Source organism: Paenibacillus senegalimassiliensis, assembly GCF_001486585.1.
Classification (GTDB): Bacteria; Bacillota; Bacilli; order Paenibacillales; family Paenibacillaceae; genus Fontibacillus; species Fontibacillus senegalimassiliensis.
The window spans coordinates 87,137-110,290 of the sequence record NZ_LN909045.1 but is presented as its reverse complement, the minus strand read 5'-3'; the positions used below and the strand labels follow the sequence as shown (position 1 = coordinate 110,290).

Here is a 23,154-nt window from a genome sequence, read left to right as displayed (position 1 = left end):
CGACAGAGCACACACGCCGAAGCACCACGCGCCGGACCTCCAGAATTTCAGCCGAAAAACGGCAGGCCGCCGCAGCGGTCTGCCGTTTGGCTTGGCCTTCTAGTGCTTGAAGTGGCGTACGCCGGTAAAGACCATGGCGATGCCATGCTCGTTGGCTACCTTGATCGACTCTTCGTCTCTCACGGAGCCGCCTGGCTGAATAACCGCCGTAATGCCAGCCTTGGCGGCAAATTCCAGCGTATCGCCCATCGGGAAGAATGCATCGGATGCCAGAATGCTCCCCTTGGCTTGTTCCGCGGCTTGCTCGATGGCGATTTTCGCCGCACCTACGCGGTTCATTTGCCCGGCACCCACGCCGATGGTCATGTCATCCTTAGCGAGCACAATCGCATTGGATTTCACGTGCTTAACAACCTTCCAGCCGAACAGCAACTGCTTCAGTTCCGCTTCCGTTGGCTTGCGGTCCGTTACTACCGTAATGTCTGACTCCTGCAATGTATGAACATCGCTCTCCTGAACCACCATGCCCCCATCAATAGAGGTCACAACGAACTGGCTGCTCCGGCTCGCGCCCAGCTCCAGTCCACCCAGTTTCAGCAGACGAATATTTTTCTTCTGGGTCAAAATCTCCAAAGCTTCCTCAGTAAAGCCTGGCGCCAGCACAATCTCCAGGAAAATTTCTTTCAGCAACAGCGCGGTATCGGCATCAATAATCCGGTTGGCCGCTACAATGCCGCCGAAGATCGAGACAGGGTCGGCTGCATAAGCCTTCTGGTAAGCCTCCAGCACACTGGAACCTACACCAACGCCGCAAGGATTCATATGCTTGACCGCTACTACAGCAGGCTCCTCAAATTCTTTAACGATTTGCAGCGCTGCATTCGCATCATTAATATTGTTGTAGGATAGTTCCTTGCCGTGCAACTGCTCGGCTTGGGTTAAAGTATCTGCACCCGCCAGTGGCTTACGGTAGAAGGCTGCCTTCTGATGCGGGTTCTCGCCGTAACGCAAATCCTGAATTTTCTCATAAGTCACCGTGTAGCGTTCAGGCAAAGGATCGCCGTTCACATTAGACAAGTAATCGGAGATCAGAGCATCGTAAGAAGCCGTATGACGGAACACTTTGGCAGCTAGCCGCTTACGCGTATCTAGCGTCGTATCTCCACCTGCACGAACTTCCTCCAGCACAGTGCCATAATCAGCCGCATCAACAACCACACTAACGAAGGCATGATTTTTCGCTGCTGAACGTAACATCGTGGGTCCGCCGATATCAATATTCTCGATAGCATCCTCATAGGCCACGTCAGGCTTGGCAATCGTCTCTTGGAACGGATACAGATTCACGACCACCAAGTCGATATAATCCAGACCGAGTTCCTTCATTTGTGCCTGATGCTCACTACTGTCACGCACGGCCAGCAATCCGCTGTGAACTGCCGGATGCAATGTTTTGACCCGTCCATCCAGAATTTCCGGGAATCCGGTAACTTCCGAAATGCCGATAACAGGAACCCCTTCCTTCGACAAAAGGTTTTTCGTACCGCCGGTCGAGATGATTTCCACTCCCAACTGCGACAGCTCACGGCAAAAGTCTACGATACCTGTTTTATCCGACACGCTTACGAGCGCTCTCTTTATACTCACTTATCGGCTCCTCCTTTATTTGGCGAATCTTGCCCGATATTTCTCGGGAAATATCGAAACCCTGAACGTTTGTGGCGACAACTTATGCCATATGCAGTCCATTTACACCCCGCCCACTATGGGGCAGGCAATACCTTAACCTTCCGGCCCTCCACACGAATACGGCCTTCCGCAAACCACGACACAACCTGCGGATATAATTCCTGCTCAGCAGCATGGATTTTGGCTTCCAGCGACGCCAGCGTATCCTCTGCCTTAACCTTCACCACCGTTTGGGCAACTACTGCGCCCGTATCCATGCCCCCATCGACCAGATGTACGGTAGCGCCCGTTACCTTAACTCCATAATCCAGAGCCTGCCCTATCGCATTTTTGCCAGGAAAAGCAGGCAATAAAGAGGGATGAATATTGATCATTCTGCCAGCATAGGCTTCCACCAACACGGGAGTCAGCAGCCTCATGTACCCGGCCAGCACGATCAAATCGACCTGCAAGCCGTTTAGCTTCTCAGCAATTTCGGCTTCGTAATCCTCCCGCCGCGCGTACGCCTTCGGGTCGAACAAGAAGCATTCAACCCCTGCCTGGCGCGCCCGCTCGACCACAGGGGCCTGGGGCTTATCACATACCAACAATACAATCTCCGCAGCCAAACCTCCTGCCCGCGAAGCATCAAGCAAATTTTGAAAATTACTGCCTTGTCCTGAAGCGAACACGGCAATCCGGTAACCTTGTGCCATTATACGTCTGCTCCAGAGAACGTAACCTCACGACTGCCTTCAGTAACCCGGCCGATGACATATGGTGTCTCGCCTGCAGCGCGCAACGCTTCAGCCGCAGCTTCCGCTTGCTCTTCAGCAACGACAATGACCAACCCGATGCCCATGTTAAATGTCGTAAACATATCGCGATTGCTGACGTTACCTTGCTGTTGCAATACATCAAAGATCGGCAAGATCGGCCATGAGCCATAGGCCACTTCAACATTGACATTTTCCGGCAACACACGCGGAATGTTCTCAATGAATCCACCGCCGGTAATATGAGCCATGCCCTTCACGTCTACCTGCTCCAGCAGCGACAGCACCGGCTTCACATACAGCTTCGTAGGCGTCAACAGCACTTCCCCCAGCACCTGTCCATCAAGCGCGTCCAGCTTGTCATGCAGATCATAACCTGCTTCCTCAAGCAGCAGCTTGCGTACCAGCGAGAAGCCGTTACTGTGCACGCCGCTGGAAGCTAGGCCAATTACCGTATCCCCAGGCTTGATGGAACTGCCGTTGATGATCTTACTCTTGTCAACAACCCCAACGGTAAAGCCGGCTATATCGTATTCCCCTTCGCTGTACATGCCTGGCATCTCGGCTGTTTCGCCACCGATCAGCGCACAACCGGACTGGTGACATCCCTCCGCGATACCGGCAACAATCGCCTCGATCTTCTCAGGAACCACCTTGTCGCAAGCCAGATAATCCAGGAAGAACAACGGCTCCGCACCTTGCACCACGACGTCATTAACGCACATTGCAACCGCGTCGATGCCGATCGTATCATGCTTGTCCATCGCAAAGGCAAGCTTTAGCTTCGTGCCTACGCCGTCCGTTCCGGACACAAGCACAGGCTCCGCATATTTATCCTTGTTCAAGCCGAACAAAGCGCCAAAACCGCCTAAATCCGTCATAACCTCCGGACGAAACGTCCGTTTGACGTGTTTTTTCATCCGTTCAACCGCTTCATTCCCGGCTGCGATATCGACACCGGCCTTCTTGTATGCTTCTGACACGAGAGGGACACACTCCTTAGATTCATTTTCATAGCTCTTCAAAATTTGCTTCATGCTACATTAACACTATTTACCTTGTGCACACATTATCAAATTTACCAAAAATCAACAAAATACTTCATGTCGTAAAATAAGTCGAATTCCCACACGATCAGCAAGTACAGCCGAACTTCTCTTCCCCGTCAAAATCCGTTTGGGTCGGGTAATCATTGTCGAAGCAAGCCATGCATAAGCCACCCTTGTAGTCTCCCGCGTTCCCACCATCCACAGCCTGAATCAGGCCTTTGGGACTCAGGAATTCCAGGGAATCGGCATGAATCTCCTGGCAAATCTCCTCAATCGACTTATAGGATGCAATCAGTTCATCACGATTGGGGGTGTCAATTCCGTAAAAGCATGGATTCTTAAAAGGTGGAGATGTAATACGCACATGTACCTCCGTCGCGCCCGCTTCACGCAGCAGGTTCACAATCCGGCGTGAGGTCGTGCCGCGAACGATAGAATCGTCGATCATCACGACGCGCTTGCCCTCGACCACCTTGCGCACAGCGCTCAGCTTCATCTTGACCCCTTGCTCACGGAGCTCCTGGCTAGGCTGAATGAATGTGCGGCCGGTATACTTATTTTTGATCAAGCCCATCTCATACGGAATTCGGGTCTGCTCCGCATAACCAATGGCAGCCGAGATACTGGAATCCGGCACCCCGGTCACAACGTCTGCATCCACGAAGGATTCCTGCGCCATAACCTGGCCCATCCGCTTGCGGCTGGCATGCAGGTTCGACCCGTTCATATCACTATCCGGGCGGGCAAAATAGATATACTCCATCGCGCAAAGCGCCTTGCGCCCTGCCGGGGCATACCGCTCCTCATGCATACCATCCCGGTCGAGCACCAGCATTTCGCCTGGCTGAATCTCCCGGATCGTCTCCGCGCCAACCACCTCGAACGCACAGGTCTCGGACGAGAACAGATAGGCGTCGCCCAGCCGTCCCATCACCAGCGGCCGCAACCCGTTCGGGTCACTGGCAGCGATCAGCTTATCGTTGGTCAACAGCAGGAAGGCAAAGCCCCCTACAAGCTGGCTGAGCGCATCCTTCGCTGCCGCAACGAAGTCCTTGGAGGAACGGGCGATTAAATGCGCAATCACCTCGGTATCGCTGGTCGTTTGAAAAATCGAACCGCTTTGCTCCAACTCGCGGCGAATCTTCGGCGCATTCACGATGTTCCCGTTGGTCGCCACGGCCAAATCGCCGTCCCGGTACTTGAAGATCAGCGGCTGCGCATTGGTCAGCTTGCTATCTCCGCTCGTGGAGTAGCGCACATGACCAATGGAGCGGTCGCCCTTCAGTGAAGCAAGCTTATCGCGGTCGAAGACCTCCTTCACCAGCCCCATGCTGCGGTGATAGTTGAAGTCTTCACCGCCGGCAACACAAATCCCGGCGCTCTCTTCCCCGCGATGCTGCAAGGCATGAAGCCCGTAATACGAGAGCGAAGCGGCTTCGGCATGACCGAACACGCCGAATACGCCGCACTCCTCGCGCAAGGTATCGAACGGGTCGATGCGACCCGCTCCTTCATTATAGTAATCTCCTGTCCATAGCCCTTGCGGCATTACTTCATCAGACATGGAATGACATCCTCCCAGGTGCGTTTCAACTGCTCTACCGGCCGACTCAGAGCCGCCGTTCCATTCACAGACACGTTCAATTCGGTACCGCCAACGTTACCGATGCGAGTTACAGGAACCCCCTTGCCCTCGATCAACTGTTGCAAGGCATCCGCCTGCTCCGGTGCTGCTGACAGCAGAATGCGCGATTGCGATTCGCTGAACAAGAAGACATCCGTCCGAAGCTCGCTGGCCAGTTCAACCTTCGCGCCCAGGTTCCCGCTGATACAGGATTCGGCCAAGGCTACGCCCAGCCCTCCGTCCGACAAGTCGTGAGCGGAGCGAACCAGTCCGCTTTGAATAGCTTCCAGTACCGCGCCGAGCAGCTTCTTCTCAACCGCCAGGTCAAGCTGCGGCGGACGGCCTTCCACCAGGCCATGAATGACAGATTGGAATTCGCTGCCACCAAGCTCGGCCTTCGTGTCGCCAAGCAGGAAGACAACATCTCCCTCCGCCTTGAAGCCTTGGGTTGTAATATGATCCGTATCATGCACAAGGCCTACCATGCCCACTACCGGGGTTGGATAAATAGCACCTTGGGCGTTCTCATTGTACAAGCTCACGTTACCGCCGATCACCGGCGTCTCAAGCTCGCGGCAGGCTTCCGCCATCCCATCTACGGAGCGTTCCATCTGCCAGAAAATATCCGGCTTCTCTGGGCTGCCGAAGTTCAGGTTATCCGTAATCGCCAATGGTTCGGCGCCGGAGCAGACAATGTTGCGTGCTGCTTCGCTGACCGCGATCCGGCCGCCCACCTCTGGATCAAGATATACGAATCGTCCGTTACAGTCGGTTGTCATCGCCAGTGCCTTACGCGTACCATGGATGGTCACCACCGCTGCGTCAGAGCCTGGGCGTACCGCCGTGCTGGTCCGTACCATATAGTCGTATTGGTTGTAGACCCAAGCCTTGCTTGCTACGGTAGGCGAAGCCAACACTTGATCCAGAGCTGCGCCCAGATCCTTCACCTCGTCATAGCGAAGCGTGTCCACATTCGCATTTTGCTCGTAATAAGCAGGAACAGCCGATGGCTTATCGTAGATCGGGCACTCGTCAACCAACGCCGTAACCGGCATATCGCCAACAACTTCCCCGTGATGATACAGCTTCAGACGACCATCGTCCGTTACTTTACCCACCTTGGCACAAATGACGCCCCACCGTTCGAATATTTCCCGGGCCTGCGCCTCATCCTTTGGCTCCACGACGAACAACATGCGTTCCTGAGACTCGGACAACATCATTTCGTAAGCCGTCATGCCTTCCTCGCGTTGTGGCACTTCATCCAGGTACAACTCCAGACCGTTGCCCGCTTTGCTCGCCATTTCGGCACTGGAGCAGGTCAAGCCAGCGGCGCCCATATCCTGAATTCCCAGCACGATGCCGGTATCAATCAGTTCTAGACAAGCTTCCATAACCAGCTTCTCCATGAATGGATCACCAACCTGCACCGCCGTCCGTCTCGCTTCGGATTCCTCCGTCAGTTCCTCGGAAGCAAAGGTCGCGCCGTGAATACCATCCCGTCCAGTTGGTGGTCCAACATAGAACACCGGATTCCCTACGCCCTTGGCAACGCCGCGTTGAATCTTGTCATGATCAATCAAGCCAACACACATCGCATTCACCAATGGATTGCCGTCATAGCTCTCATCAAACACGACTTCGCCGCCGACGGTCGGAATCCCGATACAGTTACCATAGCCCGCAATCCCGGACACAACATGCTCAAACAAATATTTGACCCGGTCGCTCTCCAGCTTGCCAAAGCGCAAGGAATTAAGCACCGCAATCGGTCTGGAGCCCATGGAGAAAATATCGCGGATAATGCCGCCCACGCCCGTAGCTGCGCCTTGGTAAGGCTCGACCGCAGAGGGGTGATTGTGGCTTTCGATCTTGAACACAACCGCCTGGTTGTCGCCAATATCTACGATCCCTGCACCTTCACCCGGTCCCATCAAAACGCGAGGGCCGCTGGTCGGGAAGCGACGCAGCAGCGGCTTGGAATTTTTATAAGCGCAATGCTCAGACCACATGACGCTAAATACGCCGATTTCCGTATAGTTCGGCTTACGTCCCAGGAATCCACAGATCAGCTCGTATTCACTGTCGGACACGCCCATTTGTTTGTAAATTTGCTGCTCCGCGATTTGCTCCGGATTCGGTTCCTTAGCGGACACTTGCTGACTCATGCCGATCCCTCCAAGCCTTCAAAATAGATGTAAACATTTTCTTGCCATCCACCGAACCAAGTACCGCATCTATCGCACGCTCCGGGTGAGGCATCATGCCCACCACGTTACCACGCTGATTGGAAATCCCGGCGATATTGTCCACCGAGCCGTTCGGATTATCTGTATAACGGAAAATAATTTGTTTATTTTGCTGCAACTCAGCCAAGGTAGCCTCGTCACAGTAATAGTTACCTTCTCCATGCGCAATTGGAATCGTAATCTCTTCGCCTGCCGCGTAGAGCGAGGTGAACGGATTTTCGTTATTGTCGACGCGCAGGACGGTATCATGACAGCGGAATTTCAGCGACATATTGCGACGCAAAGTTCCTGGCAGCAGGCCAGCCTCCGTCAAAATTTGAAATCCGTTACAAATGCCAAGCACATATTTACCTTGCTCCGCCGCTTTGGCGACTTCGTTCATCACTGGAGCAAAGCGGGAAATCGCCCCGCACCGCAGGTAATCACCATAGGAGAAGCCTCCGGGAACGATAATGCAATCGTAAGCTGACAGATCAGTAGCCGTATGCCACACGTAATCAACGGATTCTCCAAGGCCATCTTCAACCGCTTTGTAGCAGTCGATGTCACAGTTGGAACCGGGAAATACGAGAACTGCAAATTTCATGGAATTAGCCCTCCAATTCAAAGCGGTAATCTTCAACTACGGTGTTAGCTAACAGCTTCTCGCACATAGCTTTGACGCGGGCTTCCGCCTCAGCGCGATCATGGGTATCGAGCACCAATTCCATATATTTGCCGATGCGGACACTATCGACTTCCTTGAACCCCATGGAATGAAGCGCCCCCTGAACGGCAACCCCTTGTGGGTCAAGTACGCTTTGCTTGATCGTGACATATACGCTCGCTTTTATCATGTTCCTCGTATTCCTCCTAAAGGTGTGGACTTCACGTCCATATTTTTATCAATCAAATGAATGCTGTTTTACCGAATCATGCTTACGAAAGCTCACTACCGGTCAACCTTTGGTAAATATCACGGTAACGCCGGGTCGTTTCCTCTACAACCTGCGCCGGAAGCGGGTCAGGCGCGCTGTTCTTGTCCCAGTCTGTGCCGGACAGATAGGCGCGTACAGGCTCTTTATCCATGCTGTCAATCTCAATATCCAGCGCATAATTCTCTTTGGCCCAGAAGCGTGAGGCATCAGGGGTAAAAATTTCATCGATCAAAATCAGCTTGCCGTCCACTAGCCCGAACTCCAGCTTGCAGTCGGCCAGGATAATGCCACGTTCCTCACAATAATCCCGGGCGAAAGCGTACATCTCCAGGCTCCGGCTGCGCAACTGCTCGGCCAATTCCTCGCCAACCTGTGCCGCCATGGCCTCGAAGGAGATATCCTCATCATGTCCCACATCATTCTTAGCTGCTGGAGTGAAGATCGGCTCAGCCAGCTTGGCGTTCTTGCGCAGACCTTCCGGCAACCGAATGCCGTTGATCTCGCCACTTTGCTCATATTGTCGCCAGCCCCCGCCAGTCACGTAACCGCGCACGACGCATTCAATATCAATGCGTTCCGCCTTGCGTGTGACCATGATCCGGTTCTTCAGCGCCTCGCGGTGCTCAGCCGGGATCACTTCACCCAGCCGCTCCACATCGGTATGAATCACATGATTATCCAGTACCTGCTTCGTCTTCTCGAACCAGAATGCGCTCAGACGATTCAGTACATTTCCCTTGTCCGGCACCGCCGGGTCAAGCACGTAGTCGAATGCCGAGATGCGATCCGTCACCACGATCAGGAAATGCTCCCCTAAATCATAAAGCTCCCGAACCTTGCCTTTGTACAGCAGTGGGGCCTGAATCATCTCCGCTGCCGTAGAAATTGCCGATACTGGCATGTTGTCGCTCCCCCTCCAAGTTATTGCCTATTCCAATCCAAGCTTGCGGAAAATGGTATCTACATGCTTCAGATGCCAAGCCGGATTAAAGGCATCCTCAATCTCTTCCTTGCTAAGCACGCTGGTAATCTCTGGCGTCTCTTCAATAATCTCGCGGAACTGACGCTGGGTCTCCCATGCCTGCATCGCCCGTGGCTGCACGGTGTCATAGGCCTGCTCACGGCTGAAGCCCTTATCGATCAGCATTGTCAGCACACGGCCCGAGAATGGCACGCCGAATGTCCGGCCCATATTGCGCTTCATATTTTCCGGGAATACGGTCAGATTCTTCACAATGTTGCCGAAGCGGTTCAACATGTAGTTCAGCAGCATGGTCGCATCTGGCAAAATAACCCGTTCTACCGAGGAATGGGAAATATCACGTTCATGCCACAGCGTTACGTTCTCATAAGCGGACAACATATGTCCGCGAATGACGCGAGACAAGCCAGAGATGTTCTCGCTGCCGATTGGATTGCGCTTATGCGGCATGGCCGAGGAACCCTTTTGCCCCTTAGCGAAAGCTTCTTCCACCTCGCGGAATTCGCTCTTCTGCAAGGCGCGTACCTCCGTCGCGAACTTGTCCAGCGAAGTGGCGACGAGCGCCAGCGTACCCATGTACTCCGCATGACGATCGCGTTGAAGCGTCTGCGTCGAGATCGGAGCTGCCTTCGTACCCAGTTTCTCGCACACGAACTCTTCTACGGACGGATCAATGTTGGCATACGTCCCCACCGCGCCGGAAATTTTACCATATTGCACATTGTCTGCCGCATGACGGAACCGTTCCAGATTTCGCTTCATTTCCTCATGCCACAAGGCCATTTTCAGGCCAAATGTAGTTGGCTCGGCATGCACGCCATGCGTGCGACCCATCATCGGTGTATCCTTGTAGGCGAGTGCCTTTTCCTTCAAAATTTCAATGAAATTGACAATATCCTTCTCCAAAATTTCATTGGCCTGCTTCAGCAAATAACCTAGCGCCGTATCGACCACGTCTGTTGAAGTCAAACCGTAATGCACCCATTTCCGTTCTGCGCCCAGGCTTTCGGATACCGCACGGGTGAAGGCGATCACGTCATGACGTGTCTCCTGCTCAATCTCGTAAATCCGGTCGATATCGAAGGAAGCGTTCTGCCGCAGCAGCGCTGCATCCTCCTTCGGAATGACGCCAAGCTCGGCCCAAGCCTCGCAAGCGCAAAGCTCTACTTCCAGCCACGCTTTGAATTTGTTCTCTTCGGTCCAGATCGCTCTCATTTCCGGTCTGCTGTAGCGTTCGATCATTTGTGTTCATTCCTCCAAATTTTGGTTTGCTCAATCCATTGAAGCCCGTCCTCCACCTCATGGCAAAGCAGGTTGATGTGGCCCATTTTGCGTTTAGGTGCGGCTCCGCTCTTTCCGTATAAATGGACCTTCGGTACAACCACAGGCTGCTCACCTTCTATAGAAAGCCACTGTCCGTTTGCCATCGCCGTACGAACGGCCTCCAGATGCTCGCCTAGTACATTGACCATCACCACAGGGGTCAATAACTCGGCGCGGCCCAGCGGCAAATTGCAAATGGCCCGTATATGCTGCTCGAATTGTGAGGTGGTGCAGGCTTCCATCGTATAATGACCAGAGTTGTGGGGACGTGGGGCCAGTTCGTTCACGAACAGTTCCCCATCCGCTGTCAGGAACATTTCAACAGCCAGCAATCCCGCTGCTTCCATGCCTTCAGCAATTCGTGCCGCCAGTTCCTCAGCTCTGCGCTTCACATCATCTTCAATCCGTGCGGGAACGATAGAAATATGCAAAATGTTGTCCTGGTGAATATTCTCCGCCACCGGAAAGGTGCTCACCTCGCCACGAGGGCTACGCGCCGCAATGACAGACAGCTCCTTGACGAAAGGAACAAATTGTTCCAACACTAGCTCTGTACCCGCACGGCTCAATTCTTCATAAGCAGGTGCAATATCCTCTGCCGAGCGAAGTACCCACTGTCCCTTGCCGTCATAACCACCGGTCGCTGTCTTAAGCACAGCGGGGAGACCCAAACGTTCCACCGCAGAGCGCAATTCCTGCTCGCTGCTGATTTCCTCGTAAGGTGCTACCTTGACCCCGGCCGCCTCAACAGCCCGCTTCTCACGCAGCCGATGCTGCGTCGTATAGAGCAGCCGACTGCCTTGCGGCACAAGTGAAGTTTCCTCCAGCAAAGCAGCGACTTTGGCATCTACGTTCTCAAATTCATACGTAATTACATCCGAGCGCTGCGCGAGCCCCCGGGCTGCGGTCTGGTCGTCGTAGCGGGCTACAATCTGCTCGGCAACCTGACCACACGGAGCATCCGGTGTCGGGTCCAGCGTTACGAAGCGATACCCCATATTGCTGCCTGCCAGCGCCATCATTCGGCCAAGCTGCCCTCCGCCCAATATTCCGATCGTCCCTCCCGGGCCAATCACAGGTGTGCCGCCGCTACCGCTAGCTTGGTCCAACGTATTCCCACTCATTCGACCGCTCCCAGTTCGGCACTACTGCTGAGCGCCTCATCTCTGATCCGATCTCGGCGCTGCTCGACACGAGCCATCAAATTAGCATCAAATACGCCAAGTATTTGAGCCGCCAGCAAACCGGCGTTAATGGCTCCCGCCTTACCGATGGCCACCGTCGCCACAGGGATACCGCCGGGCATCTGCACGATGGACAACAGGGAGTCCATTCCACTTAATGCCGCCGATTTCACCGGCACACCAATCACGGGAAGCGTCGTCTTCGCCGCGACCATCCCTGGCAGGTGGGCAGCGCCCCCGGCACCGGCAATAATGATCTTGATTCCACGACTTGCAGCTTGCTCCGCGAACTCAAACATTAGATCTGGCGTGCGATGCGCAGATACGACATTTTTCTCGTAGGGTATGCTCAGTTCCTCCAAAATGGCGCAAGCGTGGGACATTGTCTCCCAATCCGACTTGCTGCCCATAATTACGGCAACCTGTGCTGTCATGCTTCAACCCACTTTCTATAAATAATAGACATTCACACATTCATTATAAGTAATCACCAGGGCGTTAAAAAGGTCCGGAACTCCCTGGAAAATAGCAAGTACTCTCCATCCATTCCGGACCTTCGAAGGAACACGGAACATGTGCGCCACCAGTAGACAAAAACCGCGTGGCAACGCAAAGCCCGGTGCATTTGGGGCCCAGGCTTACTTCGATCCGTATTCGCTCGTAGTCCAAGAATTTACGGTTCTCGGGTAGATACTTCCAGGCCTTATTCCCGGCATTATACGAGTTCATTATGTTCGGCGGCGAACCGCCTTTTCTCCCCTAGTGTACCAATCGCTCCCCCTTTATGTCAACTCAAACACGAACATTAAATGAATGTAAAATACGAATGTTCGCTTTTGAACAAGAAGAGAATTTATTGTGGACTGATAGGTCCGAAATGGTGTATAGTGACTCCAGGAGGTGATGTAGATGGTTCGTCCCCGCGCTTTTGAGGAAATCGAGGTATTGCGTAAGGCTATGGAGTTGTTCTGGAGCAAAGGATACGAGGCTTCTTCCTTAAACGACATTCTTCACGCTACCGGGTTAAGCAAGAGTAGCTTGTACGAAACGTTTGGCAACAAGCACGATTTGTTCATCCGTGCCTTCCAGCTCTACCGGGACGAGCGGCTATCCGGGTTGCATCAATGCTTGAGCACCGATGATGTTCCCCAGGGAATCCGCGCAGCCTTCCGGGCCTTGCTGGATGATAAGAAAGCCTCGCTGGGCTGCATGACATCTAATGAGGCCATTGAGTTGGCGCCCCATGATACCCAGCTTCAGGGCATGGTAGAGAGTGATTTTGCAGACGTGGAGAATGCTTTTCTGCAAGCAATTGAACGCGGGAAGCGCAACGGTTCCTTGCGGACGCCGCTGGAATCGCTGAAGCTGGCCCGGTTTCTCACAGTTTCCCTGCAAGGCATCAACGTTATGGTGCGGGCCCAATCTGACCTTTCCCGTGTCGAGGACGCTGTGAGCGTTATTTTTGAGATGGTAGAATAAGCAGATGGGCAATTCCACCCGTTTTTCTGCTGTATTTTTCGGACCGATCAGTCCGTAATATTCGACCTCACTACAATATTAAAAAAAGAAAAGAGGAAGACCTTCATGAAAGAAGTTAATCAGCCTATATTCTCGCCGTATCATCTGCCTTCAGGCGTGTCCCTTAACAATCGTATTATGATGGCCCCCATGACGATCGCTTCATCCGGTAGCAACGGGGAAGTAACCGAAGAGGAATTGAATTATTACGGAACTCGGGCGCAAGGCCTGGGAGCTGTGATCACCTCCAGCGCACTTGTCTCAGCCAATGGTAAAATGACCCCTAATGGCTTTGCCATCGATGGGGACCATCTGTTGCCTGGATTGAAGCAGTTGGCCACCGCTATACAGACTTCAGGGACCAAAGCGATTGTTCAGCTTTATCATGGCGGACGACTAAGCCCCTCAGCGCTTGTTCCGGAAGGCCGGGTAATAGCTCCAAGCGCCATCGCTGCCGCAAGACCCGGTTCGCCCCTCCCTCAAGCCATGACCGATGAGGACATTAACAACGTGTTAGATGACTTTGCCGAGGCGGTACGCCGAGCTATTGAAGCCGGGTTTGACGGCGTTGAAATTCATGGGGCCAACGGCTTTCTCCTTCAGCAATTCTTCTCCCCTCATGCTAATCGCAGAGAAGACCAATGGGGCGGTACGCTGGCAAAACGGATGGCCTTCCCGCTGGAAGTCATTCGCCGGGTGAAAGCCACCGTAGCCGCCTATGCCACCTCTCCCTTCGCCGTGGGCTACCGCATCTCGCCCGAAGAGAATGAGAAGCCGGGCATTACGATGCAAGACACCTTGCAATTCCTCGACGTACTGGCCGAACAGAATCTGGATTATATCCATGTATCTGTGGACCGCTTCTGGGCAGGACCAAGAGGGGGCAGCGATTCAGCTACATCAAGAATCGTGATGATTCAGAACCATGTGGGCGAACGTGTTCCCGTTATCGGGGTAGGCGGTCTATATACGCCGGAAGATATCTTGGCAGCGCTGAATACCGGGGTTCCACTCGTCGCCCTTGGACATGCCATGATATTGAATCCGAATTGGGCAGAACTGGTACAAGGGGGCCAAGAGAACCGGATCAAGACGGTCATCTCCCGCTCCGCCCAGGCGGAGCTTGCTATACCGGATGGCCTATGGGCAATGATTATGAATGTACCGGGGTGGTTCCAAGTCGTGGATTAAATGCGTGGGGCAGGCTCCTGAGGTCATACGCTTCAGGAGCCCCTTCCCATCTGCTCCTGTAGCTCAATGTACAGCACTTGCAAAAATTTCTTGATATTGACCTTCACTTTGCCGCTAGGCTCGCGTTCCTCTTCGATCTCCTTCATCTTCAACCGTACATCCTCAAAGTCAAAATACAGCGGCGCATAATATTCAAAGCGAGGGTTGCCGTAATCGGTAAGGCCAAGCGATGCCAGATTGGACAATCCGGCTGTCAAAGCACGTCTTAGCCGTTGCTCAATGGCCTTAACTTCCTTAGTGATGTCCTCCGGCTTGCTCTTGTAAGCCGACGCTACTTGGCAGTATAACTCCTTCAGCGGCGGCAGGTTCCCGTTATCCCCGCGTTCGAGCAACAAATCCATAATTGCGATCATGTCCCGGCTACCCGCCTCGCCGATTAATCCCATGTTCATCAGGATAGGCTGTATAGCTTCTCGTACCGTCCGTTTACCCGTAGGCACAAGGCGTACATCTCGCAAACCTTCCAGCTTCTTGAGACTGGCCTTGATTTCGTCCAAATAATGACTCATCGCGTAACGTTCATTTACCTTTCGCAGCACCGTTTCCACTTCGATCCGATTGATCGGCTTGCGGATAAAAAACTCGATGCCACTGCGATATGCCCGGCCCACCATATCCTGGTTCTCAATTTGCGAGATCATCACAAACCGGGAATTGCAGCCTTGAGCGCGCAGCGAATCAATGGCCTCGATACCATCCTGATCCGGCATAAGCAAATCCATTAATACGATATCGGGCGCTTCGCTCAAGATTTGCCGCACCCCCTCCAGACTGTCACCGGCCGCACCGGTTACCTCGCCGAGGCCGCTGTCCTCGATAATATGCTGCAGCATTCTTCTTGCACCGGCATCATCATCTACGATACAGAAAGATAGAGACATCATGGGCTCCTCCTCTATTGAGGTAGTGGCATTCCTGCCGTCAAATCTGCATATGTACCTGGGATTTGCAGAGCGCATCCGTCGATATTCTTATTTGAAACAATGCGCCCCCTAGCCCTGGAGCTCTTCCTATAGAAATAACCCCATCAAACTGCTTCACAATATCGCGCACATGAGATAGACCAATTCCCGTGGCTGCAATACCTTCTTCATCAAATTTGGTTGTAAAGCCCGGCTCGAACAGCAGTTCCCGGTCCACCTGACGAATTCCGCTCCCGCTATCGCTCACCATGAACAAGGTCAGTCCCGCTTGCTCCCGAACCTCCAAGTGAATTTGCCCTTGAACCTGTATGGCCTCAACCGCGTTAGCTGTCAGGTTATTTAACAGTGTAAGTAGAGGAATATAATTCACCGTCGCGTAATCGAACATCAGCTTATGCGTAAATACGATACTCTTGCCGAGCATTTCCGCATACTGCTGATTGCTCTTGACCGTATAATGAAGCAGCCCTGACAGCAACATATCGCCCGGCACCTCCTGATCAGTCAGCTTGATAAGCCCGGCGAGAATACGTTGCGAATCCTTCTTCACTTCATGGATTTGCTGGGTGATGCCAAGCACCTGATGAGCAGGCCCGTCGCCGTCATCCTCCTTCAAATCACGGTATAACTCATAACTGCGAAGAGTCACCTGCTCTAGCGTACCGATGGACTTCTTCAAATAGAACACCTCACCGTACAGTCCAGAGCTAAAGCCAAGCATTTGCTCCATACGTCGGTTCTGCTCCTGTTGAATAATTCGCATCCGGCTAACGGCGATACTGCTATAAATGCCAGTCACAAAATAGGTGCGAAGCATCGCAATCGCCATTAAGAAGGACCATTCATTTAATTGAAAGGTTGTCGTCCCGGTGACGAGCAGCCGGGTCAGAAGCTCGGCTTCATTGGACAACAGATCGATGATGGCCATGACCGCTCCCAAGGCGAGAGGGTAGAAGCGGTCCAGCCGCGGCTTGATGGCGTTCATCCCCAATGCAAACACGATGTAGTAAATTCCCGCCGAGCAATGCCGCGTTAGACTTTCCACAATATTTAGGCCATTGTCCAGCAGCGAATCCAGTCCCATGCGGAACATCAACACCGTAATACCGGTCACGATTCCTGTGGCTACATAGGGAAGGCGCCGCATAAGCAGCAAGAACAGCAAGAACGCGCTACTCCCCAGGCCAATCCGGAAGATATCACCGGCAAAAGGATTAATCTTCAGTTCTCCGGCAATCGCAGTACCAAGCGCAACGACACCGATTTGCACATAACGGGACTTTAAAAATGCGCCCCCCACGGCCCTCACCACATTCCGTTAACTCATTGTTGCCCATTATCGTACCATATTTCGGGGTTATCGCCTATACCTTCCATTTCACAGCGTGTCAGGTGTATGTCAGGATTAATTTCAAACCTGCCGTGCCTCCAATCTGCGTGAGACAATTGACAACAGGAAGTTGACGGTAAAATAAATCATAGCTACCAGCAACAAAATCGGAATGGTATAGCTATAGCCATGCCCAATGACAATGCCCGCATGATGCATTAACTCCGGCAAAGAGACTACAACAGCTAGCGACGTATCCTTCAGCAGCGCAATAAACTGGCTGACCAGGGGCGGAATCATCCGTCTCAGCCCTTGAGGCAACACGATATGCCATAATGTCTGGAACGTGCTGAGGCCAGATGACCGTGCGGCTTCCACCTGACCTCGATCGATGGAGTTCAGACCTCCACGCACAATCTCCGCAATCATCGCTGCTTCAAAGATCGTAAGGCCAATGATCGTCGCCGTGACCAGACCCAAACGAATTCCAGCCTCCGGCAACGCAAACCGCATAAAGAAAATAATTAGCAGCAACGGTAAATTACGAATCAATTCCACACTTACCATCAGCACCGGTGACAGCACCGGCAATTGAATGTAACGTATAATACCTACCACGCAGCCAATCAGGAAGCTGAACACGATGGAGGCTCCGGCCACAATCAAGGTAACTCCCAGGCCCTCCATCAGGAAGCTCAAGTTCTCGGCGCTGTACGCTCCTATAAAGTCCATTTCTCACCCTCCTTTCGTACAAGCAGCCTATTAATATTTTCGCTCAAGTCTGCGCTCCCAGACCCTTACGCCATAGCTTAACGGGAGCGTCAGCGCCAGATAGAACAGAGCCACGAACACATAAGTATCAAAGGTCCGGTACGTATCGGCATTAATGATGTCGGCAAAATACATCAAATCCAGGCCGGCCACAATGGTAAGCACCGACGAATTCTTGATCAAGTTAATGAACTGGTTGCCTAACGGCGGAATGACCAGCCGAATGGCCTGCGGCAAAATCACATGCACCATCGTTTGGGAATAACTAAGCCCGGAGGAGCGTGCCGCTTCGGTCTGCCCTTGAGGAACTGCCATAATTCCGGCGCGAATCGCTTCTGCTATAAAGGAAGAAGTGTAAACCGCCAGCCCAATCGTTCCGGCCGTGAAGCCATCCAGCGGCATCCCGAGCACGGAGGGTCCGTAATAGAAAATGTATACGACGAGCAGTAATGGAATATTGCGGAGAAATTCCACATATCCCGTACCGAACCAGCGAAGGGGGCGAAGAGGGCCGATGCGGAATACCGCAATCAGCGCCCCAAGCAAGAAGCTACCAGCCAAGGCCATCAGGCTGGACAGCACCGTTCCCCGAAACCCTTCCATATAAGTACCGAAATACTCGGTGAGTATTGTAATGTCCATCAGATTACTCCTTACTCAGCAGGCTTCTTGCCAATCCATTTCTCATAAATGGCATCGTATTCCCCGCTATCATGAAGTGCCTTCAAGGTTTCATTAATCGCTTCTACAACGTCCGTATTCCCTTTTTGCACAGCAATGCCATAAGGCTCATCCGTGAATGGCTTGCCTACCACCTCGTAATTCGGGTCCTGGGCAGCCATACCGTACAAGATGGAGTCGTCCGTGGTCAATGCCGCGCCTTGCCCGGCCTTCAGCGCATTGAAGGCATCCTGGTAGTTATCAAATTCCAGCACCTTGACACCGGACACCTGATCACGAATGTTTTTGACCGAGGTCGAGCCCTTCGTCCCCAGCACTGTCGTATCTGCCGTCACATCTTCAATACCCTGGATAGGGCTACCCTTCTTGACTAGCAGCGATTGTCCAGCCTGGAAGTAGACGTCGGAAAAATCAACCTCCTGCTTGCGTTCCTCAGTGATCGTCATCGTAGCAACTACCATATCGATTTCACCATTATTCAGCATGGGAATCCGCGTCTTGGAGGTAACCTCCTTCAGTTCGATAGCATTCTCATCATCCAGGATATGCTTGGCAATCGCCTTGGAAATATCGATATCAAAGCCCTCCACGTTACCGCTGGCCGGGTCTTTAAGTCCAAAAAGCTTCGTATCATATTTCACCCCAACCACCAACTTGCCGCGCTCCTTAATCTTGCCTAAAGCGGCACCCGTACTCTCACCCGCTGCCGGGGTCGAAGTATTGCCGCCGCTTGCCGCATTCCCCCCTGCTCCATTGCTTCCACAACCAGCCAAGACAAATACCGCGCAAGCCGCTGCAATACTGAACAATTTCATGCTTTTTCTCATATCTAGTTCCTCCCTTAAATTCTTATACAATTACAAGCTATTTAATGGCTTAACAATCTGCTCAAAAAGGTACGCGTCCGTTCCTCACGGGGCTGGGAGAAGAATTCCTCCGGTCCCGCTTCCTCCACGATCTGCCCCTGGTCCATAAAGATAATGCGGTCAGCCACTTCACGGGCAAAGCCCATTTCATGCGTCACCACCACCATCGTCATCCCCTCACGGGCTAAATTGCGCATCACGTCCAGTACCTCGCCAACCATCTCGGGGTCTAGCGCCGAGGTCGGCTCATCGAAGAGCATGATCTTCGGCTTCATGGCGAGCCCCCTGGCAATGGCCACCCGTTGCTGCTGTCCGCCCGACAATTGAGAAGGGTACGCTTGTGCCTTGTCGGCAATGCCTACTTTCTCCAGATAGAACAACGCCGTCTGCTCCGCTTCCGCCTTGGTAATGCCCAGCACCTTGACCGGCGCCAGCGTAATATTATCGATCACTTTCTTATGGGGATACAGATTGAAGTGCTGGAAGACCATACCAATGTCCCGCCGCAGCTTATTGATATCGGTCTTGCGGTCATTGACAGTGATGCCCTCCACGCTCAGTTCACCGCTCGTAATCGTCTCCAGACGGTTAATACAGCGAAGCATGGTGCTTTTGCCTGAGCCGGATGGACCCACGACGACCACGACCTCACCTTCTGCAACCTCCAGGTTAATTTCCTTAAGTACGTGGAAATGCCCATAATGCTTATCGACCTGGCCAAAATGGATCAACTCTCTTCCTCCCTTCCCCTGTCCTGCTAATGCCAAATGCATGTGAGTAATCGTGACATTTGAAATTAACCTTACTGCAAAGACTATAGAAAACTACATTTTCCTATGCGTTCTTTCCATTTTGCACGAAAAATAATGGGCAAGGCGATGGACAAGCGTTAGCTATCCTCACGCCAAAAAAGCTTCCACCCCCACAAAATGTGGTGATGGAAGCTTCGGTATTTTGATATAAGTAATTATTTTACAATAAGCACCGGAATTTCAGCATGCTGGACTACGTTATGGCTGACGCTACCAAGAACGAACTGGCGTATGCCGCCCAAGCCGCGGCTGCCGATCACAATCAGGTCTACTCCATGCTCCTTCGCATAGTCCAAAATCGTCTCCGCCGGAGGCCCCTGCACCATGCTCACACTCGGAACAACGCCAACCGAGGTTAGCCGCTTCTCCGCTTCCAGCACGGTCTGCTCCGCCAACTCGTAGAAATCCTTATTCATTGTAGCTGGCACAGGAGCAAAGCCGTCCGCTACGTACAGGCGCGGGAAATCATAGGCATGCAGCACTTGAAGCTGCGACCCGGGCGATATTTTGCTCAAGGCAATGGCACGGTCCAACGCTTTGTTCGCTGCCTTCGATCCGTCATACGCTACCAATATTTTTTGAAATAACATCATAAGCACCTCTCTCTTGTTCTGGAATCAACGAGGTAAGCCATGGAACATCTTAGCTCCATATTATTATATACCCCGTTTGGCCCCGGTAGAAAAGCCAAGCCCGAATTTTCCAGTTACGAGAGGCGTTATCTTATAGAGGATCAGATCAAAAAATAACCATAGAGTACGGCGTTCAGCAACAGCAATAATGGGATACCGACGCGAAAGCTCATATGCTTCGTTTTGTGCCGCTTGGCATTCATTGCCAGCAGCACACCTAGGGCTCCGCCCAAAGCAGCTAGCAGGAACAAGGTCTTCTCCGGTACCCGGTCGCGTCTTTGCCGGGCCCGCTTTTTATCGTCGGACATGACCAGATACGCCACGGTGTTGATGAACAGGAACCACACCAGCAAGGCTATTCTCATAGCACAGCCTCCTTCCTATTTTCTGGTTACGTGCGGGTTAGCCCCGCCCCGTTCGCTCAGGCTCCTGTTGTTTAACACGCTTTTAAGCGTCGCCTTTTTTCTCCAAGGCCGCTTTAAGCAGATCGCCCAGATTGGTTCCAGCGGATTCATTCTGAGAATATTGCTTGACCAGCTTTTGCTGTTCTCGCTTGTTGACATGCTTGCTGTCCTTATTCATCACTTCCGTAATCCCACAGGACAAGCATTGCACATACATCCCCGCCTTGCCTTCCTTCATCTCCATCTTCTTATGGCACTGCGGGCAACGACGATTGGACAAGCGCTTCTCGCCGGAGCGGCGATACCCGCAATCCTCACTTGGGCATACGAGCATCATGCCACGGCCCGTCTTCTTCTCCAGTAGACGCGTTCCGCAATCCGGGCAATGGCTGCTTGATACATTATGGGGCTTGTACGTAGCTTCGCTATATTTTACACCCCGGACCAATTGGACGGTCATCTCGCGGATGCCCTGCAAGAACGGCTCTGGCTTGCCCTGACCGCGAGCAATTTGCTCCAGTTCCGCTTCCCAGCGGGTGGTCAGATTCGGTGAGCGCAGATCAGCCGGAGCAAGCTCAATTAACTGCTTGCCCTTGCCTGTAGGATGCAGCGAATTGCCCTGCCGTTCAATGGTATCGGAATGAACCAGCTTCTCGATAATATCCGCGCGGGTGGCCGGGGTTCCCAGGCCATGCTTCTCCATTTGTGTCAGCAACGCCGCTTCGGTATAGCGTTTCGGAGGTTGGGTTCTTCCGGGGATGACCTGACAGCGCTGAACGGACAGCTTCTGCCCTTGCTTCAGCTCCGGCAAAGCTGACTGACTATCGTCTTCCTCTTCTCCTTCGTCCTCCATCGCTTGCCCGTCATAAACGGCCCGCCAGCCGCTATCCTTAATTGTCGTCCCCTTGGCATGCAGTGTCTCACCGCCTGCCTCCACCGTCACCGTGACTTGATCAAAGCGTGCGGGAGGATAGAATAAGCTGATAAACCGCCGTACGATCAAATCATACAGCTTACGTTCCTCTGGACTCAGCACATTCAATAGCACCGTTTGTTCCGTTGGAATTATGGCATGATGATCGGTGACTTTGCTGTCGTCCACGATCCGCTTGCCGAGGGGCAGCGGCTTGCGCAGGAGCGGCCGGGCCAATGGAGCATAAGGCCCCACGGCTACACTGGTGAGCCGTTCCTTTAATGTATCCGCCATATCGGCTGTTAAATAACGTGAGTCAGTGCGCGGATACGTGACCAGCTTATGCTGTTCATATAACCGCTGCAATACGTTAGAAGTCTGCTTGGCTGAGAAACCAAGTTGCCGGTTGGCATCCCGCTGCAATTCTGTTAGATCGTAGGCCAATGGATGCGGAATCGTCTTCTCGTTCTTCACCAGCTTGACGATGCTGCCGGAGGCTCCCTCAAGCTTGCGCTTCAGCGCCTCTAGCCGGTCAGCATCAAAAATACGTGAATCTCCGTTCGTTCCCCGCCAGACCGCTTCGAAGGAACCGAAGTTGGCCCGCAGCACATGGTACTCTTCCGAGCGGAAGCGAGTAATTTCATTCTCCCGCTCCATGATCATTCCAAGCGTTGGCGTCTGGACACGCCCAGCCGACAACGGAGAACCAAACTTCGTCGTCAGTGCCCGGGTGACGTTCAGCCCCACCATCCAGTCGGCTTCGGCACGACAACGTGCCGATTGGTACAGCCGCTCATACTGGCTGCCCGGCTTCAAGGACGCGAAGCCCTCCTTGATAGCCTTGTCCGTCTGCGAGGATATCCATAACCGCTTGAACGGCTTGCTCCACTTCACCATATCCATAATCCACCGAGCCAGCAGTTCCCCTTCACGCGCAGCATCCGTAGCTACAATCAGCTCCCCGATATCCTGACGTCGCATTAATTGCTGTACCGCCTTGAACTGGTGGCTGCTCTCACGCAGTACCTTCAGCTTCATCTTCCCCGGCAGGATCGGTAGATCTTCCAACGACCATTGCTTGTACTTCCCGTCGTATTCCTCCGGCTCAGCCAATCCTACTAAATGGCCTAATGCCCAGGTCACGACATACTTGGGACCCTCAAAATGACTCTTATGCTTATCGCGGCTACCGATGACCCGCGCAATTTCTCTTGCTACCGATGGCTTCTCCGCCAATACTAATGTCTTCATAAATGGACGTAGACACTCCCTTCTTCTGCC

General features: G+C 53.0%; 22 protein-coding genes and 1 riboswitch. Of the genes, 2 read left to right on the top strand and 20 right to left on the bottom strand.

The features are described 5' to 3' along the window. Window positions 1-99 precede the first annotated feature (99 nt). The 11 genes from purH to purE form a co-directional block, all read right to left on the bottom strand. Complete coding sequence (purH, locus tag BN3279_RS10510) at window positions 100-1,647, bottom strand: bifunctional phosphoribosylaminoimidazolecarboxamide formyltransferase/IMP cyclohydrolase (RefSeq protein ID WP_059050626.1); 1,548 nt, start codon at window positions 1,645-1,647, stop codon at window positions 100-102. Between the two features lie 116 nt (window positions 1,648-1,763). After that, window positions 1,764-2,384, bottom strand: coding sequence for a phosphoribosylglycinamide formyltransferase (gene purN, locus BN3279_RS10505; RefSeq protein ID WP_059050624.1), 621 nt, complete (start codon window positions 2,382-2,384; stop codon window positions 1,764-1,766). Beyond that, a complete protein-coding gene (gene purM, locus BN3279_RS10500; protein WP_059050622.1) occupies window positions 2,384-3,427 on the bottom strand; it encodes a phosphoribosylformylglycinamidine cyclo-ligase in 1,044 nt (347 codons plus the stop codon). The genes purN and purM overlap by 1 nt, the downstream gene beginning before the upstream one ends. A 151-nt stretch (window positions 3,428-3,578) precedes the next feature. After that, window positions 3,579-5,057 (bottom strand): amidophosphoribosyltransferase, encoded by a 1,479-nt coding sequence (gene purF, locus BN3279_RS10495; protein WP_059050620.1) that lies wholly within the window; start codon window positions 5,055-5,057, stop codon window positions 3,579-3,581. Next, on the bottom strand, window positions 5,042-7,285 hold the full coding sequence (purL, locus tag BN3279_RS10490) for a phosphoribosylformylglycinamidine synthase subunit PurL (RefSeq protein WP_059050618.1): 2,244 nt from the start codon (window positions 7,283-7,285) through the stop codon (window positions 5,042-5,044). Before purL ends, purF begins: the two co-directional genes overlap by 16 nt. Next, on the bottom strand, window positions 7,263-7,952 hold the full coding sequence (gene purQ / locus BN3279_RS10485) for a phosphoribosylformylglycinamidine synthase subunit PurQ (RefSeq protein ID WP_059050615.1): 690 nt from the start codon (window positions 7,950-7,952) through the stop codon (window positions 7,263-7,265). The genes purL and purQ overlap by 23 nt, the downstream gene beginning before the upstream one ends. Window positions 7,953-7,956: 4 nt before the next feature. After that, the gene (gene purS, locus BN3279_RS10480; protein ID WP_059050613.1) at window positions 7,957-8,202 is read right to left on the bottom strand and encodes a phosphoribosylformylglycinamidine synthase subunit PurS; all 246 of its coding nucleotides are present in this window, start codon (window positions 8,200-8,202) and stop codon (window positions 7,957-7,959) included. A gap of 82 nt (window positions 8,203-8,284) precedes the next feature. Then, window positions 8,285-9,184 carry a phosphoribosylaminoimidazolesuccinocarboxamide synthase gene (locus tag BN3279_RS10475; protein ID WP_059050611.1) on the bottom strand — a complete coding sequence of 300 codons (900 nt, stop codon included), beginning with the start codon at window positions 9,182-9,184 and terminating at the stop codon, window positions 8,285-8,287. 27 nt (window positions 9,185-9,211) lie between these two features. Beyond that, the gene (gene purB / locus BN3279_RS10470) at window positions 9,212-10,507 is read right to left on the bottom strand and encodes an adenylosuccinate lyase (RefSeq protein WP_059050610.1); all 1,296 of its coding nucleotides are present in this window, start codon (window positions 10,505-10,507) and stop codon (window positions 9,212-9,214) included. Continuing rightward, a complete protein-coding gene (gene purK / locus BN3279_RS10465) occupies window positions 10,504-11,712 on the bottom strand; it encodes a 5-(carboxyamino)imidazole ribonucleotide synthase (RefSeq protein ID WP_059050608.1) in 1,209 nt (402 codons plus the stop codon). The genes purB and purK overlap by 4 nt, the downstream gene beginning before the upstream one ends. Beyond that, complete coding sequence (gene purE / locus BN3279_RS10460) at window positions 11,709-12,206, bottom strand: 5-(carboxyamino)imidazole ribonucleotide mutase (protein ID WP_059050606.1); 498 nt, start codon at window positions 12,204-12,206, stop codon at window positions 11,709-11,711. The genes purK and purE overlap by 4 nt, the downstream gene beginning before the upstream one ends. A gap of 207 nt (window positions 12,207-12,413) precedes the next feature. Beyond that, a riboswitch (purine riboswitch) is annotated at window positions 12,414-12,515 on the bottom strand. A gap of 166 nt (window positions 12,516-12,681) precedes the next feature. On the opposite strand from purE, the gene BN3279_RS10455 reads away from it, so the two are divergent. Both BN3279_RS10455 and BN3279_RS10450 read left to right on the top strand, forming a co-directional pair. Beyond that, a complete protein-coding gene (locus tag BN3279_RS10455) occupies window positions 12,682-13,251 on the top strand; it encodes a TetR/AcrR family transcriptional regulator (protein ID WP_059050604.1) in 570 nt (189 codons plus the stop codon). 105 nt (window positions 13,252-13,356) lie between these two features. Further along, on the top strand, window positions 13,357-14,481 hold the full coding sequence (locus BN3279_RS10450; RefSeq protein ID WP_059050603.1) for an NADH-dependent flavin oxidoreductase: 1,125 nt from the start codon (window positions 13,357-13,359) through the stop codon (window positions 14,479-14,481). Window positions 14,482-14,513: 32 nt separating this feature from the next. Here BN3279_RS10450 and BN3279_RS10445 read toward each other — a convergent pair whose 3' ends face one another. The 9 genes from BN3279_RS10445 to BN3279_RS10405 all read right to left on the bottom strand — a co-directional run bounded on the left by BN3279_RS10445 (window position 14,514) and on the right by BN3279_RS10405 (window position 23,124). Continuing rightward, window positions 14,514-15,422: a response regulator gene (locus BN3279_RS10445; RefSeq protein ID WP_059050601.1), complete on the bottom strand. Its 909-nt coding sequence runs from the start codon at window positions 15,420-15,422 to the stop codon at window positions 14,514-14,516. Window positions 15,423-15,462: 40 nt separating this feature from the next. After that, window positions 15,463-16,764, bottom strand: a complete 1,302-nt coding sequence (locus tag BN3279_RS10440) for an ATP-binding protein (RefSeq protein ID WP_059050599.1) — start codon at window positions 16,762-16,764, stop codon at window positions 15,463-15,465. Window positions 16,765-16,875: 111 nt separating this feature from the next. Beyond that, window positions 16,876-17,526 carry an amino acid ABC transporter permease gene (locus tag BN3279_RS10435; RefSeq protein WP_059050596.1) on the bottom strand — a complete coding sequence of 217 codons (651 nt, stop codon included), beginning with the start codon at window positions 17,524-17,526 and terminating at the stop codon, window positions 16,876-16,878. Between the two features lie 30 nt (window positions 17,527-17,556). After that, on the bottom strand, window positions 17,557-18,207 hold the full coding sequence (locus BN3279_RS10430) for an amino acid ABC transporter permease (RefSeq protein ID WP_187377776.1): 651 nt from the start codon (window positions 18,205-18,207) through the stop codon (window positions 17,557-17,559). Between the two features lie 11 nt (window positions 18,208-18,218). After that, window positions 18,219-19,073 carry a glutamate ABC transporter substrate-binding protein gene (locus BN3279_RS10425; RefSeq protein WP_059050592.1) on the bottom strand — a complete coding sequence of 285 codons (855 nt, stop codon included), beginning with the start codon at window positions 19,071-19,073 and terminating at the stop codon, window positions 18,219-18,221. 41 nt (window positions 19,074-19,114) lie between these two features. Next, window positions 19,115-19,843, bottom strand: a complete 729-nt coding sequence (locus BN3279_RS10420; RefSeq protein ID WP_059050591.1) for an amino acid ABC transporter ATP-binding protein — start codon at window positions 19,841-19,843, stop codon at window positions 19,115-19,117. A gap of 236 nt (window positions 19,844-20,079) precedes the next feature. After that, window positions 20,080-20,514, bottom strand: a complete 435-nt coding sequence (locus BN3279_RS10415) for a universal stress protein (RefSeq protein ID WP_059051785.1) — start codon at window positions 20,512-20,514, stop codon at window positions 20,080-20,082. Window positions 20,515-20,657: 143 nt separating this feature from the next. Next, complete coding sequence (locus BN3279_RS10410) at window positions 20,658-20,921, bottom strand: DUF1294 domain-containing protein (RefSeq protein ID WP_059050590.1); 264 nt, start codon at window positions 20,919-20,921, stop codon at window positions 20,658-20,660. A gap of 82 nt (window positions 20,922-21,003) precedes the next feature. Continuing rightward, window positions 21,004-23,124, bottom strand: a complete 2,121-nt coding sequence (locus BN3279_RS10405; RefSeq protein ID WP_059050589.1) for a DNA topoisomerase III — start codon at window positions 23,122-23,124, stop codon at window positions 21,004-21,006. Between the last annotated feature and the right edge of the window lie 30 nt (window positions 23,125-23,154).